The organism is Lelliottia sp. F153, from assembly GCF_002870005.1.
GTDB lineage: Bacteria > Pseudomonadota > Gammaproteobacteria > Enterobacterales > Enterobacteriaceae > Enterobacter > Enterobacter nimipressuralis.
On sequence record NZ_PKFT01000007.1, the window covers coordinates 96,830 to 119,475 of the forward strand.

22 protein-coding genes are annotated in these 22,646 nt (G+C 56.4%); 19 read left to right on the forward strand and 3 right to left on the reverse strand.

What is annotated here, in order from left to right:
- The 5 genes from ftsE to livJ all read left to right on the forward strand — a co-directional run bounded on the left by ftsE (nt 1) and on the right by livJ (nt 5,525).
- Complete coding sequence (gene ftsE / locus F153LOC_RS15870) at nt 1–666, forward strand: cell division ATP-binding protein FtsE (protein WP_100778552.1); 666 nt, start codon at nt 1–3, stop codon at nt 664–666.
- Complete coding sequence (ftsX, locus tag F153LOC_RS15875; protein WP_100778553.1) at nt 659–1,714, forward strand: permease-like cell division protein FtsX; 1,056 nt, start codon at nt 659–661, stop codon at nt 1,712–1,714. The genes ftsE and ftsX overlap by 8 nt, the downstream gene beginning before the upstream one ends.
- 256 nt (nt 1,715–1,970) lie before the next feature.
- On the forward strand, nt 1,971–2,828 hold the full coding sequence (gene rpoH, locus F153LOC_RS15880; RefSeq protein WP_102105312.1) for an RNA polymerase sigma factor RpoH: 858 nt from the start codon (nt 1,971–1,973) through the stop codon (nt 2,826–2,828).
- A gap of 134 nt (nt 2,829–2,962) precedes the next feature.
- On the forward strand, nt 2,963–4,228 hold the full coding sequence (locus F153LOC_RS15885; RefSeq protein WP_102105313.1) for a 4-aminobutyrate--2-oxoglutarate transaminase: 1,266 nt from the start codon (nt 2,963–2,965) through the stop codon (nt 4,226–4,228).
- Nucleotides 4,229–4,424: 196 nt separating this feature from the next.
- The gene (livJ, locus tag F153LOC_RS15890; protein WP_142503677.1) at nt 4,425–5,525 is read left to right on the forward strand and encodes a branched chain amino acid ABC transporter substrate-binding protein LivJ; all 1,101 of its coding nucleotides are present in this window, start codon (nt 4,425–4,427) and stop codon (nt 5,523–5,525) included.
- A gap of 86 nt (nt 5,526–5,611) precedes the next feature.
- On the opposite strand, the gene panM is transcribed toward livJ, so the two are convergent.
- Entirely contained in the window at nt 5,612–5,995 is a 384-nt protein-coding gene (gene panM, locus F153LOC_RS15895; protein WP_102105314.1) for an aspartate 1-decarboxylase autocleavage activator PanM, read from the reverse strand.
- A 424-nt stretch (nt 5,996–6,419) separates the two neighbouring features.
- Between panM and livK the strand changes: the two genes are divergently transcribed.
- The 10 genes from livK to ugpQ all read left to right on the forward strand — a co-directional run bounded on the left by livK (nt 6,420) and on the right by ugpQ (nt 16,469).
- On the forward strand, nt 6,420–7,529 hold the full coding sequence (livK, locus tag F153LOC_RS15900) for a high-affinity branched-chain amino acid ABC transporter substrate-binding protein LivK (RefSeq protein WP_102105315.1): 1,110 nt from the start codon (nt 6,420–6,422) through the stop codon (nt 7,527–7,529).
- Between the two features lie 47 nt (nt 7,530–7,576).
- On the forward strand, nt 7,577–8,503 hold the full coding sequence (livH, locus tag F153LOC_RS15905) for a high-affinity branched-chain amino acid ABC transporter permease LivH (protein ID WP_100778559.1): 927 nt from the start codon (nt 7,577–7,579) through the stop codon (nt 8,501–8,503).
- On the forward strand, nt 8,500–9,777 hold the full coding sequence (gene livM, locus F153LOC_RS15910; RefSeq protein ID WP_100778560.1) for a branched chain amino acid ABC transporter permease LivM: 1,278 nt from the start codon (nt 8,500–8,502) through the stop codon (nt 9,775–9,777). The genes livH and livM overlap by 4 nt, the downstream gene beginning before the upstream one ends.
- A complete protein-coding gene (gene livG, locus F153LOC_RS15915) occupies nt 9,774–10,541 on the forward strand; it encodes a high-affinity branched-chain amino acid ABC transporter ATP-binding protein LivG (protein ID WP_100778561.1) in 768 nt (255 codons plus the stop codon). The genes livM and livG overlap by 4 nt, the downstream gene beginning before the upstream one ends.
- A gap of 17 nt (nt 10,542–10,558) precedes the next feature.
- A complete protein-coding gene (gene livF, locus F153LOC_RS15920) occupies nt 10,559–11,272 on the forward strand; it encodes a high-affinity branched-chain amino acid ABC transporter ATP-binding protein LivF (protein WP_100780798.1) in 714 nt (237 codons plus the stop codon).
- A 245-nt stretch (nt 11,273–11,517) separates the two neighbouring features.
- Nucleotides 11,518–12,834 (forward strand): sn-glycerol-3-phosphate ABC transporter substrate-binding protein UgpB, encoded by a 1,317-nt coding sequence (gene ugpB / locus F153LOC_RS15925; RefSeq protein WP_102105316.1) that lies wholly within the window; start codon nt 11,518–11,520, stop codon nt 12,832–12,834.
- Between the two features lie 87 nt (nt 12,835–12,921).
- A complete protein-coding gene (gene ugpA, locus F153LOC_RS15930) occupies nt 12,922–13,809 on the forward strand; it encodes a sn-glycerol-3-phosphate ABC transporter permease UgpA (protein ID WP_100778563.1) in 888 nt (295 codons plus the stop codon).
- Nucleotides 13,806–14,651: a sn-glycerol-3-phosphate ABC transporter permease UgpE gene (gene ugpE, locus F153LOC_RS15935; RefSeq protein ID WP_100778564.1), complete on the forward strand. Its 846-nt coding sequence runs from the start codon at nt 13,806–13,808 to the stop codon at nt 14,649–14,651. The genes ugpA and ugpE overlap by 4 nt, the downstream gene beginning before the upstream one ends.
- Before the next feature lies 1 nt (nt 14,652).
- Nucleotides 14,653–15,723 carry a sn-glycerol-3-phosphate import ATP-binding protein UgpC gene (locus F153LOC_RS15940; RefSeq protein ID WP_102105317.1) on the forward strand — a complete coding sequence of 357 codons (1,071 nt, stop codon included), beginning with the start codon at nt 14,653–14,655 and terminating at the stop codon, nt 15,721–15,723.
- Entirely contained in the window at nt 15,720–16,469 is a 750-nt protein-coding gene (ugpQ, locus tag F153LOC_RS15945; RefSeq protein WP_102105318.1) for a glycerophosphodiester phosphodiesterase, read from the forward strand. Before F153LOC_RS15940 ends, ugpQ begins: the two co-directional genes overlap by 4 nt.
- Here ugpQ and F153LOC_RS15950 read toward each other — a convergent pair.
- Nucleotides 16,450–16,830, reverse strand: coding sequence for a DUF2756 family protein (locus F153LOC_RS15950; RefSeq protein ID WP_102105319.1), 381 nt, complete (start codon nt 16,828–16,830; stop codon nt 16,450–16,452). The genes ugpQ and F153LOC_RS15950 overlap by 20 nt on opposite strands.
- A 121-nt stretch (nt 16,831–16,951) precedes the next feature.
- Here F153LOC_RS15950 and ggt point away from each other — a divergent pair, with 121 nt between their 5' ends.
- Nucleotides 16,952–18,697, forward strand: coding sequence for a gamma-glutamyltransferase (ggt, locus tag F153LOC_RS15955; protein WP_181826966.1), 1,746 nt, complete (start codon nt 16,952–16,954; stop codon nt 18,695–18,697).
- A gap of 40 nt (nt 18,698–18,737) precedes the next feature.
- On the opposite strand, the gene yhhY is transcribed toward ggt, so the two are convergent.
- Entirely contained in the window at nt 18,738–19,226 is a 489-nt protein-coding gene (gene yhhY / locus F153LOC_RS15960) for an N-acetyltransferase (RefSeq protein WP_102105320.1), read from the reverse strand.
- Between the two features lie 355 nt (nt 19,227–19,581).
- On the opposite strand from yhhY, the gene F153LOC_RS15965 reads away from it, so the two are divergent.
- The 3 genes from F153LOC_RS15965 (at nt 19,582) to gntR (ending at nt 22,538) form a co-directional block, all read left to right on the forward strand.
- On the forward strand, nt 19,582–20,619 hold the full coding sequence (locus F153LOC_RS15965; RefSeq protein WP_100778569.1) for an oxidoreductase: 1,038 nt from the start codon (nt 19,582–19,584) through the stop codon (nt 20,617–20,619).
- Between the two features lie 123 nt (nt 20,620–20,742).
- Nucleotides 20,743–21,438 carry a pirin family protein gene (locus tag F153LOC_RS15970; protein ID WP_102105321.1) on the forward strand — a complete coding sequence of 232 codons (696 nt, stop codon included), beginning with the start codon at nt 20,743–20,745 and terminating at the stop codon, nt 21,436–21,438.
- Nucleotides 21,439–21,542: 104 nt separating this feature from the next.
- Nucleotides 21,543–22,538: a gluconate operon transcriptional repressor GntR gene (gene gntR, locus F153LOC_RS15975; protein ID WP_100778571.1), complete on the forward strand. Its 996-nt coding sequence runs from the start codon at nt 21,543–21,545 to the stop codon at nt 22,536–22,538.
- The last annotated feature ends 108 nt before the right edge of the window (nt 22,539–22,646 follow it).

Genomic DNA, 22,646 nt, shown 5'->3' on the forward strand with positions numbered 1-22,646 from the left:
ATGATTCGCTTTGAACACGTCAGCAAGGCCTATCTCGGTGGGAGACAAGCGTTGCAGGGGGTGACATTCCACCTGCAACCGGGCGAGATGGCATTCCTGACCGGCCACTCCGGCGCGGGGAAAAGTACCCTGCTCAAGCTTATCTGTGGGATCGAGCGGCCAAGCGCCGGGAACATCTTTTTTAGCGGGCATGATATCAGCCGCCTGAAAAACCGTGAGGTGCCGTTTCTGCGTCGCCAGATCGGCATGATTTTCCAGGATCACCACCTGCTGATGGATCGCACCGTCTTTGATAACGTGGCGATCCCGCTGATCATTGCGGGTGCCAGCTATGACGATATCCGCCGTCGTGTTTCGGCGGCGCTGGATAAAGTCGGGCTGCTGGACAAAGCGAAGAACTTCCCGATTCAGCTTTCCGGCGGTGAACAGCAGCGCGTGGGTATTGCCCGTGCGGTGGTGAACAAACCCGCCGTCCTGCTGGCGGATGAACCGACCGGTAACCTGGACGATGCGCTCTCGGAAGGGATCCTGCGGCTGTTTGAGGAATTTAACCGCGTTGGGGTAACAGTCCTGATGGCGACGCACGACATCGGGCTGATTTCCCGTCGTTCGTACCGCATGCTGACCCTGAGCGAAGGTCATTTGCACGGAGGCCACGTTGAATAAGCGCGACGCAATAAACCAGATTCGGCAGTTTGGTAATCGATTCGACCGCTTCCGCAAGCCGCAGGGCGGCGGAGAGGGTAACCGTAACACGCCAAAGCGTGCGAAAGCGGCGCCGAAGCCAAACTCTCGCAAGACCAACGTCTTTAACGAACAGGTGCGCTACGCCTTCCACGGCGCGGTGCAGGATCTGAAAAGCAAACCGCTGGCGACGTTCCTGACGGTGATGGTGATCGCCATCTCCCTGACGCTGCCGAGCGTCTGCTATATGGTCTACAAAAACGTCAATGAGGCGGCCTCCCAGTACTATCCGTCACCGCAAATCACGGTGTATCTGGATAAGGCGCTGGATGACAGCGCCGCCGCGCAGGTGGTGGGGCAACTCCAGGCGGAGCAGGGCGTCGAAAAGGTGAACTACCTGTCGCGCGACGAAGCGCTGGGCGAGTTCCGCAACTGGTCCGGGTTTGGCGGCGCGCTGGATATGCTCGAAGAGAACCCACTGCCCGCCGTGGCGGTGGTGATTCCGAAACTGGACTTCCAGGGCACGGATTCGCTGAACACCCTGCGCGATCGCATCACCCGTATCAACGGCATTGATGAAGTGCGTATGGACGACAGCTGGTTTGCGCGTTTGGCCTCCCTGACGGGGCTGGTAGGGCGCGTGGCGGCGATGATTGGCGTGCTGATGGTGGCGGCGGTCTTCCTCGTCATCGGTAACAGCGTGCGTCTGAGCATCTTCGCCCGTCGCGATACGATTAACGTGCAGAAACTGATAGGTGCGACGGATGGATTCATCCTGCGCCCGTTCCTATATGGCGGCGCATTGCTCGGTTTTTCCGGCGCATTTCTTTCACTGATTCTGTCAGAAATTTTGGTGATGCGGCTCTCTTCCGCCGTCACTGAAGTGGCGCAGGTTTTCGGAACTAAGTTTGATATCAGCGGCTTATCCTTCGATGAGTGCCTGTTATTACTGCTGGTGTGCTCGATGATTGGCTGGGTGGCCGCCTGGCTTGCCACCGTACAACATTTACGTCACTTTACCCCGCAGTAAAAAATCTCTGGTATAATCTTTCCCTGCAATGAGTACTTCACTCTGCAGGGAAAGAGTCCCTGTTGGCTCTCCCCCGCAATCAGTTGTCCATGTCACAATTTGTGCGTAATTTATTCACAGCATTACATGGAACTTGTGGATAAAATCACGGTCTGATAAAAATGTGAATGTTAGTCTCACTGCTCAAATGCTTTGGCATGCTTGTTGCCTGATGGGGACAAACAAACGCCAGAAGACACTAAATTGAGAGGAATGAATGACCAAAGAAATGCAAACTTTAGCTTTAGCCCCTGTTGGTAACCTGGAATCTTATATCCGGGCTGCGAACACCTGGCCGATGTTGACGGCTGAGGAAGAAAAGGAGCTTGCTGAAAAGCTGCATTACCAGGGCGATCTGGAAGCAGCTAAGACGCTGATCCTGTCTCACCTGCGCTTTGTTGTTCACGTTGCTCGTAATTACTCGGGTTACGGTCTGCCGCAGGCGGACTTGATTCAGGAAGGTAACATCGGTCTGATGAAGGCTGTACGTCGCTTCAACCCGGAAGTGGGTGTGCGACTGGTCTCCTTCGCCGTTCACTGGATCAAAGCGGAAATTCACGAATACGTGCTGCGTAACTGGCGTATTGTGAAAGTCGCTACGACCAAAGCACAGCGCAAACTATTCTTCAACCTGCGTAAAGCCAAGCAGCGTCTGGGCTGGTTCAATCAGGATGAAGTCGAAATGGTGGCGCGTGAGCTGGGCGTTTCCAGCAAAGATGTGCGTGAGATGGAATCCCGTATGGCCGCTCAGGACATGACATTCGATATGTCTTCTGACGACGATGCGCAGGATAGCCAGCCGATGGCACCGGTTCTGTATCTGCAGGATAAAACCTCTAACTTTGCCGACGGCATCGAAGAGGATAACTGGGAAGATCAGGCCGCGAACAAACTCATCCACGCGATGGAAGGTCTCGACGAGCGTAGCCAGGCGATTATCCGCGCCCGCTGGCTGGACGAAGACAACAAGTCCACCCTGCAGGAGCTGGCCGACCGCTACGGCGTCTCAGCAGAGCGTGTGCGTCAGCTTGAAAAGAACGCCATGAAAAAACTTCGCGCCGCTATCGAAGCGTAATTCCCGCGAAGTTCCCCGATAACCCCTGGATGAAAATCTGGGGGTTTTGTTTTTTTAACGACCGCTCTGGCGAATTCCTCCCCCCTGGCAAACACTTACAGATGCGCTACGCATGCGAATCTTAGGGGGACAGGGTGAACAATCACGAGTTAAATGAACGGCGTTTGCAGGCAACGCCGCGCGGCATCGGGGTGATGTGCGGTTTTTACGCCGATAAAGCGGAAAACGCCACGCTGTGGGATATCGAAGGCAACGAAGTGATCGACTTCGCCGCCGGGATTGCGGTGCTGAACACGGGCCATCGCCATCCCAAAGTGATCGCCGCCATCGAAAAGCAGCTTCAGTCGTTTACCCACACGGCGTACCAGATTGTGCCGTACGAAGGCTATATCGCCCTCGCAGAGCGCATCAATGCCCGTGTGCCGATTGAAGGGCCAGCCAAAACCGCCTTCTTCTCGACGGGCGCAGAAGCCGTCGAAAACGCGGTCAAAATCGCCCGCGCCTACACCAAACGACCCGGTCTTATCACGTTCGGCGGCGCCTTCCACGGGCGAACCTTTATGACCATGGCCCTCACCGGCAAAGTGGCGCCGTACAAACTCGGCTTCGGCCCGTTCCCTGGTTCGGTCTATCACGCGCAATATCCCAACACGCTGCACGGCGTGAGTTCTCAGGACGCCCTGAAAAGCCTGGAGCGTATCTTTAAAGCCGATATCGCCCCGGATCAGGTGGCAGCGATTATCCTCGAACCGGTTCAGGGTGAAGGCGGATTCAACGTCGCGCCGCCCGATTTTATGCAAGGGCTGCGCGCCCTGTGCGACACCCACGGAATTTTGCTGATCGCAGACGAAGTGCAGACCGGCTTTGCCCGTACCGGGAAACTGTTCTCGATGGAACATCACTGCGTTAAACCGGATCTGATCACCATGGCGAAAAGCCTGGCGGGCGGGATGCCGCTTTCGGCGGTGTCGGGCCGCGCCGAGGTGATGGACGCCCCCGCACCGGGCGGGCTGGGCGGCACCTACGCCGGGAACCCGCTGGCGATTGCGGCGGCACTGGCGGTGCTGGCGGTGATCGACGAAGAGGATCTGTGCGCTCGCGCCTCGCACCTGGGCCATCATCTGGTGGAAGTGCTGAGCAAGGCCAAATCTGGCTGCCCGTATATCGCCGATATCCGCGCGCAAGGCTCGATGGTGGCGGTGGAGTTCAACGATCCCGAGACCGGGCAGCCCTCACCGGAATTTACCCGCCAGGTTCAGGAGCGCGCGCTGGCGGAAGGGCTGTTGCTGCTCAGCTGCGGCGTATACGGCAACGTCATTCGTTTTCTCTACCCACTCACCATTCCCGACGCGCAGTTCCGCAAAGCGCTGGATATCATCTCTGCCTCGCTGACTCGATAAAGCCCGAGCCCGGTCGCAAAACTGCACCGGGCTGGCATAGTTACATTTCAAATTAGCTATTCCAAAATCATAAAAATGGGGTATGTTTTAGCAGAGTGTGCTGAAAAAGCGCGGACGGCAGACCTATAATTGAAATAAAGCGCTACACAACAACATCACAACAATCGTAATAACCATAATAATGGGGAATCTCAGGATGAATATGAAGGGTAAAGCGTTACTGGCAGGATGTATCGCGTTGGCATTCAGCACTATGGCTCAGGCGGATATTAAAGTGGCTGTTGTCGGTGCGATGTCCGGTCCGGTAGCGCAATACGGCGACCAGGAATTTACCGGCGCAGAACAAGCGGTTGCAGACATTAATGCCAAGGGCGGCATCAAAGGCGAAAAACTGCAGATCGTAAAATATGACGATGCCTGCGACCCGAAACAAGCGGTAGCAGTGGCGAACAAAGTGGTGAACGACGGGATCAAATACGTTATCGGTCACCTGTGCTCCTCATCCACCCAGCCTGCGTCTGATATCTACGAAGATGAAGGTATTCTGATGATCACCCCGGCGGCGACCGCTCCAGAGCTGACCGCGCGTGGTTATAAACTGATTCTGCGTACCACCGGTCTGGACTCTGACCAGGGCCCAACCGCCGCGAAATACATTCTTGAGAAAGTGAAGCCGCAGCGCATCGCGATTGTTCACGATAAACAGCAGTACGGCGAAGGCCTGGCGCGCTCCGTACAGGACAGCCTGAAGAAAGCCAATGCGAAAGTGGTGTTCTTCGACGGTATCACCGCCGGTGAAAAAGACTTCTCCACGCTGGTGGCGCGTCTGAAAAAAGAGAACATCGACTTCGTGTACTACGGCGGTTATCACCCGGAAATGGGCCAGATCCTGCGCCAGGCGCGCGCGGCCGGTCTGAAAACACAATTCATGGGGCCAGAGGGCGTGGCGAACGTTTCCCTGTCTAACATCGCGGGCGACTCGGCTGAAGGGATGCTGGTCACCAAGCCGAAGAACTACGATCAGGTTCCGGCGAACAAACCGATTGTGGATGCCATCAAGGCCAAGAAACAAGATCCAAGCGGCGCGTTCGTGTGGACCACCTACGCAGCGCTGCAATCCCTGCAGGCAGGCCTGAACCAGTCAGCCGATCCGGCTGAGATTGCGACCTGGCTGAAAGCGAACTCAGTCGATACCGTCATGGGGCCGCTGTCCTGGGACGAGAAGGGCGATCTGAAAGGTTTTGAGTTCGGTGTCTTTACCTGGCATGCAGATGGTTCAGCGACCGACGCTAAATAAAAAAATGCCCGGTGGCGCTATGCTCTCCGGGCCTACAAAACCTGAGTTCCAGGCCGGGTAAGGCGCAGTCGCCACCCGGCTTTTTTTTATCGCCGCTCCCACCCATTCTCCCGCTCTGCAAACCCTGTCGCCTGCATAAAGGCGGACATCACGCTGCGGTCTTCCACACCGATATCGGACATCCACCAGGCTGACACGTCCGGATTATCGCGAATCACCTCTTCAATCAAATACTGCCCCACGCCGCGACGGCGGGTGATTTCCCGCACGCGCAGGGAGTCCAGCGCGCCATCGGTTCCGCTCAGGGTCACGCGCACTGCGCCCAGCAGACGCTCGTTAAAGCGGGCGGCATAAATTCGATGGGTTTCATCCACGGTCAGGGAGGAAGGAGAATATTCCGGCCAGATCTTGCCCAGGTCGATATGATCCTGGTCGCTAAAGGACACCAGACGAAGGATGGTCAGTTTCATTAGCTGCTTGTCCAAATCAAAAAGAGTAAAGGCAGTGTACTCAATTTATCTCTTCAGCGGCTTCCCCTTTTTTGAACCATTCTCCAGCTGATTACTTTTTTAGCAACGCGATGTGTAGCGAGAAAGAGCAGGGATCGAAAATTAAGCAGAATTTTACTCTAAAAGGCAGTGTTTTATTCGGCGCTTTGTACCGTTATTTTATGCTGCAAACTGCACTTTTATTTGTTTATCTCTGTCTGATTTCAGAATATTATCTTTGCTTAATCGCCTGAAAAATAGAGATTTTAGTCTGGTTTTTATCAAAAAACTGCGCTAAACCATTAAAGGCACTGGTAAAAATAGCGTTGTTCATTAAAAGTACAGAATGCTTTTTAACCATAATAAAACAAAATATATACATCACGTCACGAATGGGGATTCACAGATGAAAAGGAACGCGAAAGCATTGATCGCGGGAATGGTTGCATTAGCGATTTCGCAGGCAGCCATGGCGGAAGAGATTAAAGTTGCCGTCGTCGGTGCGATGTCCGGTCCGGTTGCCCAGTGGGGTGATATGGAGTTCAACGGCGCGCGTCAGGCGATCAAAGACATCAACGCCAAAGGCGGGATCAAAGGGGATAAGCTGGTTGGCGTGGAATATGACGACGCCTGCGATCCGAAACAAGCCGTCGCCGTGGCGAACAAAATCGTTAACGACGGTATTCAGTACGTTATCGGCCACCTGTGCTCCTCTTCCACGCAGCCCGCTTCAGATATCTATGAAGACGAAGGCATTCTGATGATCACGCCAGGCGCTACCAACCCGGAGCTGACGCAGCGTGGCTATCAGCACATCATGCGTACCGCCGGTCTGGACTCTTCTCAGGGTCCAACTGCCGCGAAGTACATCCTCGAGAAAGTGAAGCCGCAGCGCATCGCGATCATTCACGATAAACAGCAATACGGCGAAGGTCTCGCGCGTTCCGTACAGGATGGCCTGAAAAAAGGCGGCGCGAATGTAGTCTTCTTCGACGGCATCACCGCAGGTGAGAAAGATTTCTCTGCCCTGCTGGCACGCCTGCAAAAAGAGAACATCGACTTCGTGTACTACGGCGGTTACTACCCGGAGATGGGCCAGATGCTGCGCCAGGCGCGCGCGACCGGCCTGAAAACGCAGTTTATGGGCCCGGAAGGCGTGGGTAACGCGTCCCTGTCCAACATCGCAGGCGATGCGGGCGAAGGCATGCTGGTGACAATGCCAAAACGCTATGACCAGGAACCGGCGAACAAGGCTATCGTGGAGGCACTCAAAGCGCAGAAGAAAGATCCGAGCGGTCCGTACGTCTGGATCACCTACGCGGCGGTGCAGTCTCTGGCGACTGCCATGGAGCGCACCGGCAGCAAAGAGCCGCTGGACTTAGTGAAAGATTTAAAAGCACACGGTGCAAACACCGTGATTGGGCCGCTGAACTGGGATGAGAAAGGCGATCTAAAGGGATTTGAATTTGGTGTCTTCCAATGGCACGCCGATGGTTCTTCTTCGGTAGCCAAATAATCATCCCGCCGCCCGCGCAAAACGGGCGGTTATAAAAAGGTTTTCTTATGTCCGAGCAGTTTCTCTATTTCTTGCAGCAGATGTTTAACGGCGTCACGCTGGGAAGCACCTATGCGCTGATCGCCATCGGTTACACGATGGTTTACGGCATTATCGGCATGATCAACTTCGCCCACGGCGAGGTCTATATGATCGGCAGCTATGTCTCCTTTATGATCATTGCCGCACTGATGATGATGGGTATCGACAGCAGCTGGCTGCTGGTAGGTGCCGGTTTTGTCGGTGCGATTGTGATTGCCAGCGCCTACGGCTGGAGCATCGAGCGCGTGGCCTATCGGCCTGTGCGCAGCTCCAAACGTCTGATTGCGCTGATCTCCGCCATCGGGATGTCCATCTTCCTGCAAAACTACGTCAGCCTGACGGAAGGCTCGCGCGATGTGGCGCTGCCAAGCCTGTTTAACGGCCAGTGGATTATCGGGGCCAGCGAAAACTTCTCGGCCTCTATCACGACCATGCAGCTGGTGATCTGGGTTGTGACCTTCCTCGCGATGCTGGCGTTGACCATTTTCATCCGTTACTCCCGCATGGGCCGCGCCTGCCGCGCCTGTGCAGAAGACCTGAAAATGGCCAGCCTGCTGGGCATTAACACCGACCGCGTGATCGCCCTGACCTTTGTGATTGGTGCTGCGATGGCGGCGGTGGCGGGTGTGCTGCTCGGTCAGTTCTACGGCGTTATCAACCCATACATCGGCTTTATGGCCGGGATGAAAGCCTTCACCGCTGCGGTGCTCGGCGGGATCGGCAGTATTCCTGGTGCGATGATCGGCGGCCTGATTCTGGGCGTTGCCGAAGCGCTCTCCTCGGCGTATCTGAGTACCGAATATAAAGACGTCGTCTCCTTTGCACTGCTGATTCTGGTGCTGCTGGTGATGCCTACCGGGATTCTGGGTCGTCCGGAGGTAGAGAAAGTATGAAACCGATGCATTTTGCGATGGCGCTGCTCTCTGCCGCCATGTTCTTCGTCCTCGCGGGCGTCTTTATGGGTGTGCAGTTAGAACTGGATGGCACCCGACTGGTGGTCGATACCGCCGCGGATATCCGCTGGCAGTGGGTGTTTGTCGGCACGGCGGTGGTGTTCCTGTTCCAGCTGCTGCGCCCGGTGTTCCAGAAGACGATGAAAAACGTCTCTGGCCCGAAATTCGTGCTGCCAGCCATTGATGGCTCGACCGTTAAGCAGAAACTGTTCCTGGTGGCGCTGCTGGTGGCCGCTGTTGCGTGGCCGTTCATGGTGTCGCGCGGGACGGTGGATATTGCCACGCTGACCATGATCTACGTGATTCTGGGTCTGGGCTTGAACGTGGTGGTCGGTCTGTCTGGCCTGCTGGTGCTGGGCTATGGCGGATTTTACGCCATCGGTGCCTACACCTTTGCGTTGCTGAACCACTATTACGGGCTGGGCTTCTGGACCTGTCTGCCGCTGGCGGGCCTGGTGTCTGCCGCCGCAGGTTTCCTGCTCGGCTTCCCGGTGCTGCGTCTGCGCGGTGACTATCTGGCGATTGTGACCTTAGGCTTTGGCGAGATCGTCCGTATCCTGCTGCTCAACAACACCGAAGTGACCGGCGGTCCGAACGGCATCAGCCAGATCCCGAAACCGACCTTCTTCGGCCTGGAGTTTAGCCGCACGGCGCGCGAAGGCGGCTGGGATACTTTCAGCAACTTCTTCGGCGTGAAGTACGATCCCTCCGACCGCGTGATCTGGCTCTATCTGGTGGCGCTGCTGCTGGTGGTGATCACCCTGTTCGTGATCAACCGCCTGCTGCGCATGCCGCTGGGCCGCGCGTGGGAAGCGCTGCGTGAAGACGAAATCGCCTGCCGCTCCCTGGGGCTGAACCCGACGCGCATCAAACTGACCGCGTTCACCATCAGCGCCGCGTTTGCCGGTTTTGCCGGAACGCTGTTTGCCGCGCGTCAGGGCTTCGTCAGCCCGGAATCCTTCACCTTTGCCGAATCAGCCTTTGTGCTGGCCATCGTGGTACTCGGCGGGATGGGCTCCCAGTTTGCGGTGATCCTCGCGGCAATTCTGCTGGTGGTCTCCCGCGAGCTGATGCGCGACTTTAACGAATACAGCATGTTGATGCTGGGTGGTTTGATGGTACTGATGATGATCTGGCGTCCGCAGGGCTTGCTGCCGATGACCCGTCCACAGTTGAAGCTGAAGAACGGGCAAGCGAAAGGAGAGCAGGCATGAGTCAGCCATTATTATCCGTGAACGGCCTGATGATGCGTTTTGGCGGCCTGCTGGCGGTCAATAACGTCTCGCTGGACCTGTTCCCGAAAGAGATTGTCTCCCTGATAGGCCCGAACGGTGCGGGGAAAACCACGGTGTTTAACTGCCTGACCGGTTTCTACAAGCCGACGGGCGGGACCATTATGCTGCGCGATCAGCATCTTGAAGGGCTGCCGGGCCAACAGATCGCCCGTATGGGCGTGGTGCGTACTTTCCAGCACGTGCGCCTGTTCCGTGAAATGACGGTGATTGAAAACCTGCTGGTGGCGCAACATCAGCAGCTGAAGAGCGGGGTGTTCTCCGGCCTGCTGAAAACTCCGGCCTTCCGCCGCGCGCAGAGCGAAGCCCTGGACCGCGCCGCAACCTGGCTGGATCGTATCGGGCTGTTGCAGCACGCTAACCGTCAGGCCAGCAATCTGGCCTATGGCGACCAGCGTCGTCTGGAAATTGTCCGCTGCATGGTCACGCAGCCGGAAATCCTGATGCTCGATGAGCCTGCTGCCGGTCTTAACCCGAAAGAGACCAAAGAGCTGGACGAACTGATCGTCGAGCTGCGTAACCATCATGACACCACCATTTTGCTGATTGAGCACGATATGAAGCTGGTGATGGGCATCTCGGATCGGATCTACGTGGTCAATCAGGGGACGCCGCTGGCGAACGGCACGCCTGAAGAAATTCGACATAACCCGGACGTGATCCGCGCCTACTTAGGTGAAGCATGATGGGGGCGAGTCATAATATGGAAAAAGCGATGTTATCTTTTGACAAGGTGAATGCCCACTACGGCAAGATTCAGGCGCTACACGATGTCAGCCTGCATATCAATCAGGGTGAGATCGTGACGCTCATCGGTGCCAACGGCGCGGGGAAAACCACGCTGCTCGGCACCCTGTGCGGCGATCCGCGTGCTTCCAGCGGGCGTATCATCTTTGACGGTAAAGACATTACCGACTGGCAGACCGCGAAAATCATGCGCGAAGCCGTGGCGATAGTGCCGGAAGGCCGCCGCGTGTTTTCCCGTATGACGGTGGAAGAGAACCTGGCGATGGGCGGCTTCTTTGCCGAGCGCGAACAGTATCAGACCCGCATTAAGCGCGTGTATGAACTCTTCCCGCGCCTGTATGAGCGCCGTATTCAGCGTGCAGGCACCATGTCAGGCGGTGAACAGCAGATGCTGGCGATTGGTCGTGCGCTGATGAGCCAGCCGCGTCTGCTGCTGCTCGATGAGCCGTCCCTCGGCCTTGCGCCGATCATCATTCAGCAGATTTTCGACACCATTGAGCAACTGCGTAAAGAGGGGATGACCATCTTCCTCGTGGAGCAAAACGCCAACCAGGCGCTGAAACTCGCGGATCGCGGCTACGTGCTGGAGAACGGTCACGTTGTGCTGTCCGATACCGGCGAAGCGTTGCTGGCGAACGAAGCGGTGCGAAGTGCATATTTAGGCGGTTAAGCTGTCTGTTGCCCGGTGGCGCTACGCTTACCGGGTCAGTAAAACCTGAATCACAGGCCGGGTAGGGCGACGCCTCCCGGCTTTTTTTTGCCATGCTATCGTCACCATTCCATCATCCCCCTGACCCCGGTCTGTCATCATTCTGTAAATAAACAGTTATTTTTCTGTCATTCGAGCATGTCATGTTACCTCGCGAGCATAAAACGCGTGATATCGCGCATCCGGCACAAAAAAGAGAGATGACAATGACATCGTTACGACACACAGCTTTGGGTCTGGCAATCGGTCTGGCTTTTGCGACGAACGCAATGGCTGTCACGACCATTCCGTTCTGGCATTCCATGGAAGGGGAGTTGGGCAAAGAGGTTGATTCTCTGGCGCAGCGTTTCAACGACACCCATCCGGATTATAAAATTGTGCCGGTGTACAAAGGTAACTACGAGCAGAGCCTGAGCGCGGGCATCGCCGCGTTCCGCACCGGGAATGCACCGGCGCTGCTGCAGGTGTATGAAGTCGGCACCGCCACCATGATGGCCTCGAAAGCGATCAAACCGGTCTATGAAGTGTTTAAAGACGCGGGCATTAACTTCGATGAATCCCAGTTTGTGCCGACGGTTTCCGGTTACTACACCGATTCCAAAACCGGGCATCTGCTGTCTCAACCGTTTAACAGCTCCACGCCGGTGCTCTATTACAACAAAGACGCCTTCAAAAAAGCCGGTTTAAACCCGGATCAGCCGCCGAAAACCTGGCAGGACCTGGCGGAGTACACCCCCAAATTGAAAGCGGCAGGCATGAAGTGCGGCTATGCGAGCGGCTGGCAGGGCTGGATTCAGATTGAAAACTTCAGCGCCTGGCACGGTCTGCCTGTCGCCACCAGGAACAACGGCTTTGACGGCACCGACGCCGTGCTGGAGTTCAACAAACCCGAGCAGGTGAAACACATCGCGCTGCTGGAAGCGCTGAATAAGAAGGGCGATTTCAGCTACTTCGGCCGTAAAGACGAATCTACCGAGAAGTTTTACAACGGCGACTGTGCGATCACCACCGCCTCTTCCGGTTCGCTGGCGGATATCCGTCACTACGCCAAATTCAACTACGGCGTGGGCATGATGCCTTATGACGCCGATGCCAAAGGCGCGCCGCAGAACGCCATCATCGGCGGAGCGAGCCTGTGGGTAATGCAGGGCAAAGACAACGGCACCTACAAAGGCGTGGCGGAGTTCCTCGACTTCCTTGCAAAACCTGAAAACGCCGCTGAGTGGCACCAGAAGACCGGCTACCTGCCGATCACCAAAGCCGCTTACGACCTGACGCGCGAGCAGGGCTTCTATGACAAAAACCCAGGGGCGGATATCGCGACGCGCCAGATGCTGAACAAGCCGCCGTTACCGTTCACCAAAGGTCTGCGTCTGGGCAACATGCCGCAGATTAGGACCATCGTGGATGAAGAGCTGGAAAGCGTATGGACCGGTAAGAAAACGCCACAGCAGGCGCTGGATTCGGCGGTAGAGCGCGGAAATCAGCTGCTGCGCCGCTTTGAGCAGTCGACGAAGTCTTAATGTTTTTATGCCGGATTACCCGGCCTGCGAGGGGGACATTCTCCTCGTTGGCCGGGTCATCCGGCACTGTTCAGGAATCCAATCTCAATGTCATCCTCCCGTCCGGTATTCCGTTCGCGCTGGCTGCCCTATTTGCTGGTCGCCCCGCAGCTGATTATCACCGTCATCTTTTTTATCTGGCCTGCGGGCGAAGCGCTCTGGTACTCGGTACAAAGCGTCGATCCGTTCGGGCTTTCCAGCCAGTTTGTCGGTCTGGATAACTTTACCGCGCTGTTCCACGACAGTTATTACCTCGACTCCTTCTGGACGACGATCAAATTCAGCGCCATGGTGACGGTCAGCGGCCTCGTCGTGTCCCTGTTTTTTGCGGCGCTGGTGGATTACGTGGTGCGCGGCAGCCGTCTCTATCAGACGCTGATGCTGCTGCCCTACGCCGTCGCGCCTGCCGTCGCCGCCGTGCTGTGGATCTTCCTGTTTAACCCAGGGCGCGGGCTGATTACCCATTTCCTCGGTGAATTCGGCTACGACTGGAACCACGCGCAAAACAGCGGTCAGGCGATGTTCCTGGTGGTGTTTGCCTCGGTCTGGAAGCAGATCAGCTACAACTTCCTGTTCTTTTTCGCCGCGCTGCAATCCATTCCGCGCTCGCTGGTCGAAGCCGCCGCGATTGATGGCGCAGGGCCGATTCGCCGCTTCTTCAAACTGGCGCTGCCGCTGATTGCGCCGGTGAGTTTCTTCCTGCTGGTGGTTAACCTGGTTTACGCCTTCTTCGACACCTTCCCGGTGATCGACGCCGCCACCGCCGGTGGGCCGGTACAGGCGACCACCACGCTTATCTACAAAATCTACCGCGAAGGCTTTGCGGGGCTGGATCTGTCGGCCTCTGCCGCGCAGTCCGTGGTGCTGATGGGGCTGGTGATTGTGCTGACGGTGGTTCAGTTCCGCTATGTCGAAAGTAAGGTGCGCTACCAATGATTGAGAACCGTCCGGGGCTGACGATTTTCAGCCACACCCTGTTAATTCTCGGGATCATCGTCATCCTGTTCCCGCTGTACGTGGCCTTTGTTGCCGCCACGCTGGATACCAAAGCCGTGTTCGACACGCCGATGACGCTGGTGCCTGGCGGCCATCTTTTCGACAACATGGCGACTATCTGGACCCAGGGCGTAGGGGCCAACAGCGCGCCGTTCTGGCTGATGATGCTCAACAGTTTCATCATGGCCTTTGGCATTACGGTGGGGAAGATCGTGGTGTCGATGCTCTCGGCCTTCGCTATCGTCTGGTTCCGTTTTCCCCTGCGTAACCTCTTCTTCTGGATGATCTTTATCACCCTGATGCTGCCCGTCGAAGTGCGTATTTTCCCGACCGTCGAGGTGATCGCCAATCTCGGGATGCTCGACAGCTACGCGGGCCTGACGCTGCCGCTGATGGCGTCGGCCACCGCGACGTTCCTGTTCCGCCAGTTCTTTATGACCCTGCCGGACGAACTGATTGAAGCGGCGCGCATCGACGGCGCATCGCCGATGCGTTTTTTCCGCGATATCGTGCTGCCGCTCTCCAGAACCAACCTCGCCGCGCTGTTCGTGATCACCTTTATCTACGGCTGGAACCAGTACCTGTGGCCGCTGCTGATTGTGCAGGACGTTAATCTCGGCACCGCCGTGGCGGGCATCAAAGGGATGATCGCCACCGGCGAAGGCACCACCCTCTGGAATCAGGTGATGGCGGCGATGCTGCTCACGCTGATCCCTCCGGTCGTTATCGTTTTAGCCATGCAGCGCGCGTTCGTGCGTGGTTTAGTAGACAGTGAGAAATAAGATGGCAGGATTAAAATTACAGGCAGTAACCAAAAGCTGGGACGGCAAAACCCAGGTGATTCAACCCCTGACCCTCGACGTGGCAGACGGCGAATTTATCGTGATGGTCGGCCCGTCTGGCTGCGGGAAATCGACGCTGCTGCGCATGGTGGCGGGGCTTGAGCGCGTGACCAGCGGCGACATCTGGATTGACCGCCAGCGCGTTACCGAGATGGAGCCGAAAGATCGCGGCATCGCGATGGTGTTTCAGAACTACGCCCTCTATCCGCACATGAGCGTGGAAGAGAACATGGCCTGGGGCCTGAAAATTCGCGGGATGGGCAAAGGCCATATCGACGAACGGGTGAAAGAGGCGGCGCGCATTCTGGAGCTGGAAGGCCTGTTAAAACGCCGTCCGCGTGAGCTTTCCGGCGGCCAGCGTCAGCGCGTGGCGATGGGCCGCGCCATCGTGCGCGATCCGGCGGTGTTCCTGTTCGACGAACCGCTCTCTAACCTCGACGCCAAACTGCGCGTGCAGATGCGCCTTGAGTTGCAGCATCTGCATCGCCGCCTGAAAACCACCTCCCTGTATGTTACCCACGATCAGGTGGAAGCCATGACGCTGGCGCAGCGCGTGATGGTGATGAACAAAGGTATCGCCGAGCAGATCGGCACGCCGGTAGAGGTGTATGAAAAACCCGCCAGCCGCTTTGTCGCCAGCTTTATCGGCAGCCCGGCGATGAACCTGCTGGAAGGGCGTATCAGCAACGCGGGCACGCATTTTGAGCTGGAGAGCGGCATGGCGCTGCCGGTGAACTGGTTTTATCGCGGCTACGCCGGGCGTAAAATGACGCTCGGTATCCGCCCGGAACATATTGCGCTAAGCTCGCAGGCGGAAGGCGGCGTGCCGCTGGTGATGGACACGCTGGAGATGCTGGGCGCGGACAACCTGGCGCACGGACGCTGGGGCGATCAAAAGCTGGTGGTGCGTCTGGCGCATCAGGAACGCCCAAAGGCGGGCAGCACGCTGTGGCTGCATCTGCCGGAAAATCATCTGCACTTATTTGATGGTGAAACAGGACAACGCGTATGAGTAACTGGCCATATCCTCACATCGTCGCCCACCGTGGCGGCGGGAAACGGGCACCGGAAAACACCCTGGCGGCCATTGATAAGGGTGCGTTTTACGGTCATTCAATGATCGAATTCGACGCCAAGCTGTCGAAAGATGGCGAAATTTTCCTGCTGCATGACGATAACCTCGAGCGCACCAGCAACGGCTGGGGCGTGGCGGGCGACTTGCCGTGGCGCGATCTGCTGAACGTGGACGCCGGAAGCTGGTTTAGCAGCGAATTCAAAGGCGAGCCGTTGCCGCTGCTGGCGGAAGTGGCCGATCGCTGTCGCCAGCACGGGATGATGGCCAATATCGAAATTAAACCGACGACCGGCACCGGGCCGCTCACCGGAAAAGTGATTGCCCTCGCCGCGCGTGAACTGTGGGAAGGAATGACCGCTCCGCTGCTGTCGTCGTTTGAAATTGACGCGCTGGAAGCCGCACAAGGCGCCGCACCGGAACTGCCTCGGGGATTGTTGCTGGACGAATGGCGTGACGACTGGCGCGAGCTGACCACTCGCTTAGGGTGTGTGTCGATCCATCTCAATCATCGCCTGCTGGATGAGGCGCGCGTGAGGATGCTAAAAGACGCCGGGCTGCACATCCTGGTTTATACGGTCAACAAACCCCAGCGAGCGGCAGAGCTGCTGCGCTGGGGCGTGGACTGCATCTGTACCGATGCGATTGACGTGATTGGCCCGAACTTTAATTCTGCGGATTATTAAGCATATCGCCATTCGAACGCGGCGGCAGCATATGCTGCTGACCGCTGCTCGGGCTTGTTCCCCCGCTTAACATGCCGCCGCTGGTATTCGGCAGCGGCTGCTCTCGCACCTGGCCCTGCTGAATCATCTGCGTATTGTTGTTCATCTGCGTTTGCAGGTGCTGCTGCTGTATCTGCGTCTGGGTATGCAGCTGTTGATTGAGCATCCCTTTTTGCTGCTGCTGTTGGCCCATCATCTGGGTCTGCATCCGCTGCTGGCTGGGGATTTCATAGCCCGGCTGATTCGGGTTATTCAGGGTATTCAGTGGCTGTGCGAGCACGGCGAACGGGAGCAGTGCCGTTAAGATCAGTAGTCGTTTCATTCTCATTTCCTCCTTCTGAGGCCTCTCTTAAGTTTACCCCGAATCTGCCACAACGATGATTTTTTAGGAGTTGTGAACCAGGCTTAAACGGGAATCTGGATCCCTCACCTGGAGAACAACAATGATAAAACCAACGTTTTTGCGCTGGGTAGCGATCGCTGCGCTGATGGCCGGCGGGACATTTACCGTGGCGGCGAACCCGCCAGCCGCACCGCCAGTCTCCTACGGCGTGGAAGAGGATGTCTTCCATCCCGTCAGGGCGAAGCAGGGGATGGTGGCGTCCGTGGACGCGATGGCCACCCAGGTCGGCGTGGATATTCTCAAGCAGGGCGGTAATGCAGTTGATGCGGCGGTGGCCGTGGGTTATGCCCTGGCGGTGACCCACCCGCAGGCGGGGAATCTTGGCGGCGGGGGCTTTATGCTGCTGCGCACCAAAGACGGCAATACCACGGCCATCGACTTCCGCGAAATGGCGCCAAATCAGGCATCGCGCGATATGTTCCTCGACGATCAGGGGAATCCGGACAGTAAAAAATCCCTCACATCCCATCTGGCAAGCGGCACGCCGGGCACCGTCGCCGGGTTCTCTCTGGCGCTGGAAAAATACGGGACCTTACCGCTGAACAAAGTGGTGCAGCCAGCCATCAAGCTGGCGCGCGACGGGTTTGTGGTCAATGACGCGCTGGCGGACGATCTCAAAACCTACGGCAGCGAAGTGATTCCGAACCATGAGAACAGTAAAGCGATCTTCTGGAAGGACGGCGAGCCGCTGAAAAAGGGCGACAAGCTGGTGCAGACAAATCTTGCGAAAAGCCTGGAGCTGATTGCGGAAAACGGCCCGGATGCCTTCTACAAAGGGGCGATTGCCGATCAGATTGCCGACGAGATGCAAAAGAACGGCGGGCTGATTACCAAAGCAGATTTGGCGGAGTACAAAGCCGTTGAGCGCACACCGATAAGCGGTGAGTATCGCGGGTATCAGGTGTTCTCAATGCCGCCACCATCCTCCGGCGGGATCCACATCGTGCAGATCCTCAATATTCTTGAAAACTTCGATATGCACAAATTTGGCTTCGGTAGCGCCGATGCGATGCAGGTGATGGCGGAGGCAGAAAAATTTGCCTATGCCGACCGCTCGGAGTATCTCGGCGATCCGGATTTTGTCAAAGTGCCCTGGCAGGCGCTGACCAACAAAGCCTATGCAAAATCGCTGGCGGATCAGATTGATATCAACAAAGCGAAACCGTCCAGCCAGATCCGCCCCGGCAAACTGGCGCCGTACGAGAGCAATCAGACCACCCATTTCTCGGTGGTGGATAAGGACGGCAACGCGGTGGCGGTGACGTACACGCTGAACACGGTGTTTGGCACCGGGATTGTGGCGGGTAACAGCGGCATTCTGCTGAACAACGAAATGGACGACTTCTCCGCCAAACCGGGCGTGCCGAACGTTTACGGGCTGGTGGGTGGCGATGCCAACGCCGTTGGGCCGAAGAAACGCCCGCTGTCCTCCATGTCTCCGACCATCGTGGTGAAAGACGGCAAAACCTGGTTGGTGACGGGTAGCCCAGGCGGAAGCCGAATTATTACCACCGTGCTGCAAATGGTGGTGAACAGTATCGATTTCGGAATGAACGTGGCCGAAGCGACCAACGCGCCGCGCTTCCACCATCAGTGGCTGCCGGACGAACTGCGCGTGGAAAAAGGCTTTAGCCCGGACACTATCAAGCTGCTGGAACAGCGCGGGCAGAAAGTGGTGGTGAAAGAGGCGATGGGGAGCACGCAGAGCATTGTGGTGGCGCCCGACGGTTCCCTTTCCGGGGCATCCGATCCACGGTCGGTGGATGATTTGACGGCAGGGTACTGATACGTTGTCGCCCGGCAGCGCAGCGCTACCGGGCAATTTTTCACTTCATCCGCGCCATATAATAGGCATCCACAAACTCGCCGTTACGCAGGGCGAATCTCTTTCCGGTGCCTTCGATTTCAAAGCCAAACTTCTTGTACAGCGCCAGTGCAGGAGGATTATCGGCAAAAACCGTGAGTTCGATACGCTCGATGCGCATCCAGTTGTCGCACAGGTTGATCATCTCACGCATGAGCGCACTTCCAACGCCTCGCCCCTGAGCATGCGCCGCAACGCTGATACCAAAGGTTGCCACATGGCTGCGTCGCGGGCTGGCTTCGACCTGCAGCGCCAGATCACCGACAATAATCTCATCCATGCAGGCGACCAGACGTTTTTGGCCAGCTTTAGGATTAAGGCGTTCCTGCCACATCTCAAGGGAAGGATGAGGGAGTTGTAGCGTGTCGTGATACACCTCTGGATGCATATAATTTTGGCGCAGGGCTTCGGCATCTTTCGGTTCAGCGTGGCGTATCACTATCTCACTCATTCTTTTGTCCTCGGTGGGTTGATATCCCTTTCAACATCATTGACTTTGAAATTCGAGTCAACTCCCTTTTTTTTGCAAAAAGTATTGGACAAGTGCGAATGAGAATGATTATTATTGTCTCGCGTTCAGGAAGACCTTTACGGAAACCTGAAAGCACGACATTGCTCACATTGCTTCCAGTATTACTTTAGCCAGCCTCGCGCTGGCTTTTTTTTATCCTGTTTCAGCCAGGCAGACCTGCCCGTTCCCCTCGGGAAGTGTTCTCCATCCCACATACGTGAAGCTCACAGCGGCGGATGCGCGCGCATTTAACTTGCGCTATGGTTGTCCCAACAACCTTAACAAGGACTGAGCCATGACATTACATTGCGCATTTATTGGATTTGGTAAAAGCACCACTCGCTATCACCTTCCGTATGTTCTCAACCGTAAAGACAGCTGGCACGTGGCGCATATCTTCCGCCGTCACGCGAAACCTGAAGAGCAGTCCCCACAGTATTCCCATATTCATTTCACCAGCGATCTGGATGAGGTGTTAAGCGATCCGCAGGTCAAACTGGTGATCGTCTGTACCCATGCCGACAGCCACTTTGACTACGCGAAACGCGCGCTGGAAGCGGGCAAAAACGTGCTGGTGGAAAAACCCTTCACCCCGACGCTTGCGGAGGCCAAAGAGCTCTTCGCGCTGGCAAAAAGCAAAGGGCTGACCGTCACGCCGTACCAAAACCGTCGCTTTGATACCTGCTTCCTGATGGCGAAACAGGCCATCGAGAGTGGCAAGCTGGGCGATATCGTTGAAATCGAAAGCCATTTCGACCTCTATCGTCCGGTGGCGGAAACCAAACCCGGCCTGCCGCAGGACGGCGCGTTTTATGGTCTGGGCGTGCATACCATGGACCAGGTAATCTCTCTGTTAGGCCGCCCGGATCACGTGACCTACGATATCCGCAGCCTGCGCAACAAAGCCAATCCGGACGATACCTTTGAAGCACAGCTGTTTTACGGCGATTTAAAGGCGATCGTCAAAACCAGCCATCTGGTGAAAACGGACTACCCGAAATTTATCGTGCACGGCACCCGCGGCTCGTTTATTAAATACGGTATCGACCAGCAGGAGACCAGTCTGAAGGCCAATATCATGCCGGGCGAGCCAGGATTTGCGGCGGATGAATCGGTCGGCGTGCTGGAGTATGTCAATGACGAAGGCGTGACGGTAAAAGAACAGCTCACCCCGGAAACCGGCGATTATGGCCGCGTCTACGATGCGCTGTATGACACCCTCACCAAAGGCGCGCCGAATTACGTCAAGGAATCTGAAGTTCTCACTAATCTGGAGATCCTCGAACGCGGGTTCGAACAGGCTTCTCCTGCCACGATTACCCTCGCGAAGTAAGCTCTGTCGACTCCTCTATGCTTGTTCATAATTTTTGAACAGAGGAGTCAATTTTCACCCTCTATGATCCCAGGCCAATTGCGTCCACACTTACTTCATCGAAACGAACTGGGGTGAAAAACAATGATCTTTTTACGTAAAGCAGGCGATCGTGGTCACGCAAATCATGGCTGGCTGGACTCATGGCATACCTTCTCGTTCGCGGACTATTACGACCCGAACTTCATGGGCTTCTCGGCACTGCGCGTGATTAACGATGACGTGATTGACGCGGGCCAGGGCTTCGGTACCCATCCGCACAAAGACATGGAAATCCTGACCTATGTGCTGGAAGGCGCTGTAGCGCACAAAGACAGCATGGGTAACGAAGAGCAGGTTCCGGCCGGTGAGTTCCAGATTATGAGTGCCGGTACCGGGGTTCGTCACTCGGAGTACAACCCGAGCAACACGGAAAAACTGCACCTGTACCAAATCTGGATCATTCCAGAAGAAACCGGCATCACGCCGCGCTACGAGCAGCGCCGCTTCGATGCCCTGCAGGGCAAACAGCTGGTGCTTTCCCCGGATGCGCGTGATGGCTCCCTGAAAGTGCATCAGGATATGGAACTGTACCGTTGGGCGCTGGCGAAAGACGAACAGTCTGTGCATCAGATTGCCGCAAACCGCCGCGTGTGGATCCAGGTGGTCAAAGGTGACGTGACAATCAACGGCACCAAAGCCACCACCGCTGACGGTCTGGCGGTTTGGGATGAGCAGGCGCTGTCCGTTCATGCTGACAGCGCGAGCGAAATTCTGCTCTTCGATCTGCCGCCCGTGTGATTAATCGTAAATAAAAGGCCAACCTTCCCTATTTGACAGGGGAAGGTTGGCCTTTGTCCGTGATAAACTGAGAGAATGTCTCATTACAGGTTTCTCTCAGGACGATGAAAAAGAAACGACCCGTACTTCAGGATGTGGCCGATCGCGTCGGTGTGACTAAAATGACGGTCAGCCGCTTTTTGCGTAACCCGGAACAGGTTTCCCTGGCGTTGCGTGGCAAGATTGCCGCTGCTCTCGATGAACTGGGTTATATCCCCAACCGCGCGCCCGATATTCTCTCCAATGCCACCAGCCGTGCGGTCGGTGTTCTGCTTCCTTCCTTAACCAACCAGGTCTTCGCCGAAGTGCTGCGCGGAATCGAAAGCGTTACTGACGCCTACGGTTATCAAACCATGCTCGCGCACTATGGGTACAAACCGGAACTGGAAGAGGAACGTCTTGAATCGATGCTTTCCTGGAACATCGACGGTCTGATCTTAACGGAACGTACTCACACACCGCGTACGCTCAAGATGATTGAAGTCGCCGGCATTCCGGTGGTGGAGCTGATGGACAGTCAGTCGCCTTGTCTGGATATTGCCGTCGGGTTCGATAACTTCGAAGCCGCGCGTCAGATGACCGCCGCCATTCTCGCCCGCGGTCACCGCCACGTGGCCTATCTGGGCGCACGTCTCGACGAACGTACTATCATCAAACAGAAGGGATACGAGCAGGCGATGCTCGACGCAAACTTAACGCCGTACAGCGTGATGGTGGAGCAATCCTCTTCCTATTCGTCCGGTATTGAGCTGATGCGCCAGGCCCGCCGTGAGTATCCGCAGCTTGATGGTATATTCTGTACCAACGATGACCTTGCGGTCGGCGCAGCCTTTGAATGTCAGCGTCTTGGCCTGAAAATCCCTGACGATATGGCGATTGCCGGTTTCCACGGCCACGATATCGGACAGGTGATGGAGCCACGTCTGGCGAGCGTTCTGACGCCGCGCGAACGCATGGGCCGCATCGGTGCGGAACGCCTGCTGGCGCGCATTCGTGGTGAAGTGGTCACGCCTAAAATGTTAGATTTAGGTTTCACCTTGTCACCGGGTGGATCAATTTAGTCTGACAAATTTGAAGTAGCTCACACTTATTCACTTCTCGCACGAATGGATATTGCTTCTCCATAGCCCCGGCAGGACAATGTTACCGATAACTGTTACCCGTAACAA

Excerpts from the sequence above, each read along its gene's own strand:
- ftsE (WP_100778552.1), top strand. The coding sequence starts at position 1 with ATGATTCGCTTTGAACACGTCAGCAAGGCCTATCTCGGTGGGAGACAA.
- rpoH (WP_102105312.1), top strand. The coding sequence starts at position 1,971 with ATGACCAAAGAAATGCAAACTTTAGCTTTAGCCCCTGTTGGTAACCTG.
- livJ (WP_142503677.1), top strand. The coding sequence starts at position 4,425 with ATGAATATGAAGGGTAAAGCGTTACTGGCAGGATGTATCGCGTTGGCA.
- panM (WP_102105314.1), bottom strand. The coding sequence starts at position 5,995 with ATGAAACTGACCATCCTTCGTCTGGTGTCCTTTAGCGACCAGGATCAT.
- livK (WP_102105315.1), top strand. The coding sequence starts at position 6,420 with ATGAAAAGGAACGCGAAAGCATTGATCGCGGGAATGGTTGCATTAGCG.
- livH (WP_100778559.1), top strand. The coding sequence starts at position 7,577 with ATGTCCGAGCAGTTTCTCTATTTCTTGCAGCAGATGTTTAACGGCGTC.
- livM (WP_100778560.1), top strand. The coding sequence starts at position 8,500 with ATGAAACCGATGCATTTTGCGATGGCGCTGCTCTCTGCCGCCATGTTC.
- livG (WP_100778561.1), top strand. The coding sequence starts at position 9,774 with ATGAGTCAGCCATTATTATCCGTGAACGGCCTGATGATGCGTTTTGGC.
- livF (WP_100780798.1), top strand. The coding sequence starts at position 10,559 with ATGGAAAAAGCGATGTTATCTTTTGACAAGGTGAATGCCCACTACGGC.
- ugpB (WP_102105316.1), top strand. The coding sequence starts at position 11,518 with ATGACATCGTTACGACACACAGCTTTGGGTCTGGCAATCGGTCTGGCT.
- ugpA (WP_100778563.1), top strand. The coding sequence starts at position 12,922 with ATGTCATCCTCCCGTCCGGTATTCCGTTCGCGCTGGCTGCCCTATTTG.
- ugpE (WP_100778564.1), top strand. The coding sequence starts at position 13,806 with ATGATTGAGAACCGTCCGGGGCTGACGATTTTCAGCCACACCCTGTTA.
- F153LOC_RS15940 (WP_102105317.1), top strand. The coding sequence starts at position 14,653 with ATGGCAGGATTAAAATTACAGGCAGTAACCAAAAGCTGGGACGGCAAA.
- ugpQ (WP_102105318.1), top strand. The coding sequence starts at position 15,720 with ATGAGTAACTGGCCATATCCTCACATCGTCGCCCACCGTGGCGGCGGG.
- F153LOC_RS15950 (WP_102105319.1), bottom strand. The coding sequence starts at position 16,830 with ATGAAACGACTACTGATCTTAACGGCACTGCTCCCGTTCGCCGTGCTC.
- ggt (WP_181826966.1), top strand. The coding sequence starts at position 16,952 with ATGATAAAACCAACGTTTTTGCGCTGGGTAGCGATCGCTGCGCTGATG.
- yhhY (WP_102105320.1), bottom strand. The coding sequence starts at position 19,226 with ATGAGTGAGATAGTGATACGCCACGCTGAACCGAAAGATGCCGAAGCC.
- F153LOC_RS15965 (WP_100778569.1), top strand. The coding sequence starts at position 19,582 with ATGACATTACATTGCGCATTTATTGGATTTGGTAAAAGCACCACTCGC.
- F153LOC_RS15970 (WP_102105321.1), top strand. The coding sequence starts at position 20,743 with ATGATCTTTTTACGTAAAGCAGGCGATCGTGGTCACGCAAATCATGGC.
- gntR (WP_100778571.1), top strand. The coding sequence starts at position 21,543 with ATGAAAAAGAAACGACCCGTACTTCAGGATGTGGCCGATCGCGTCGGT.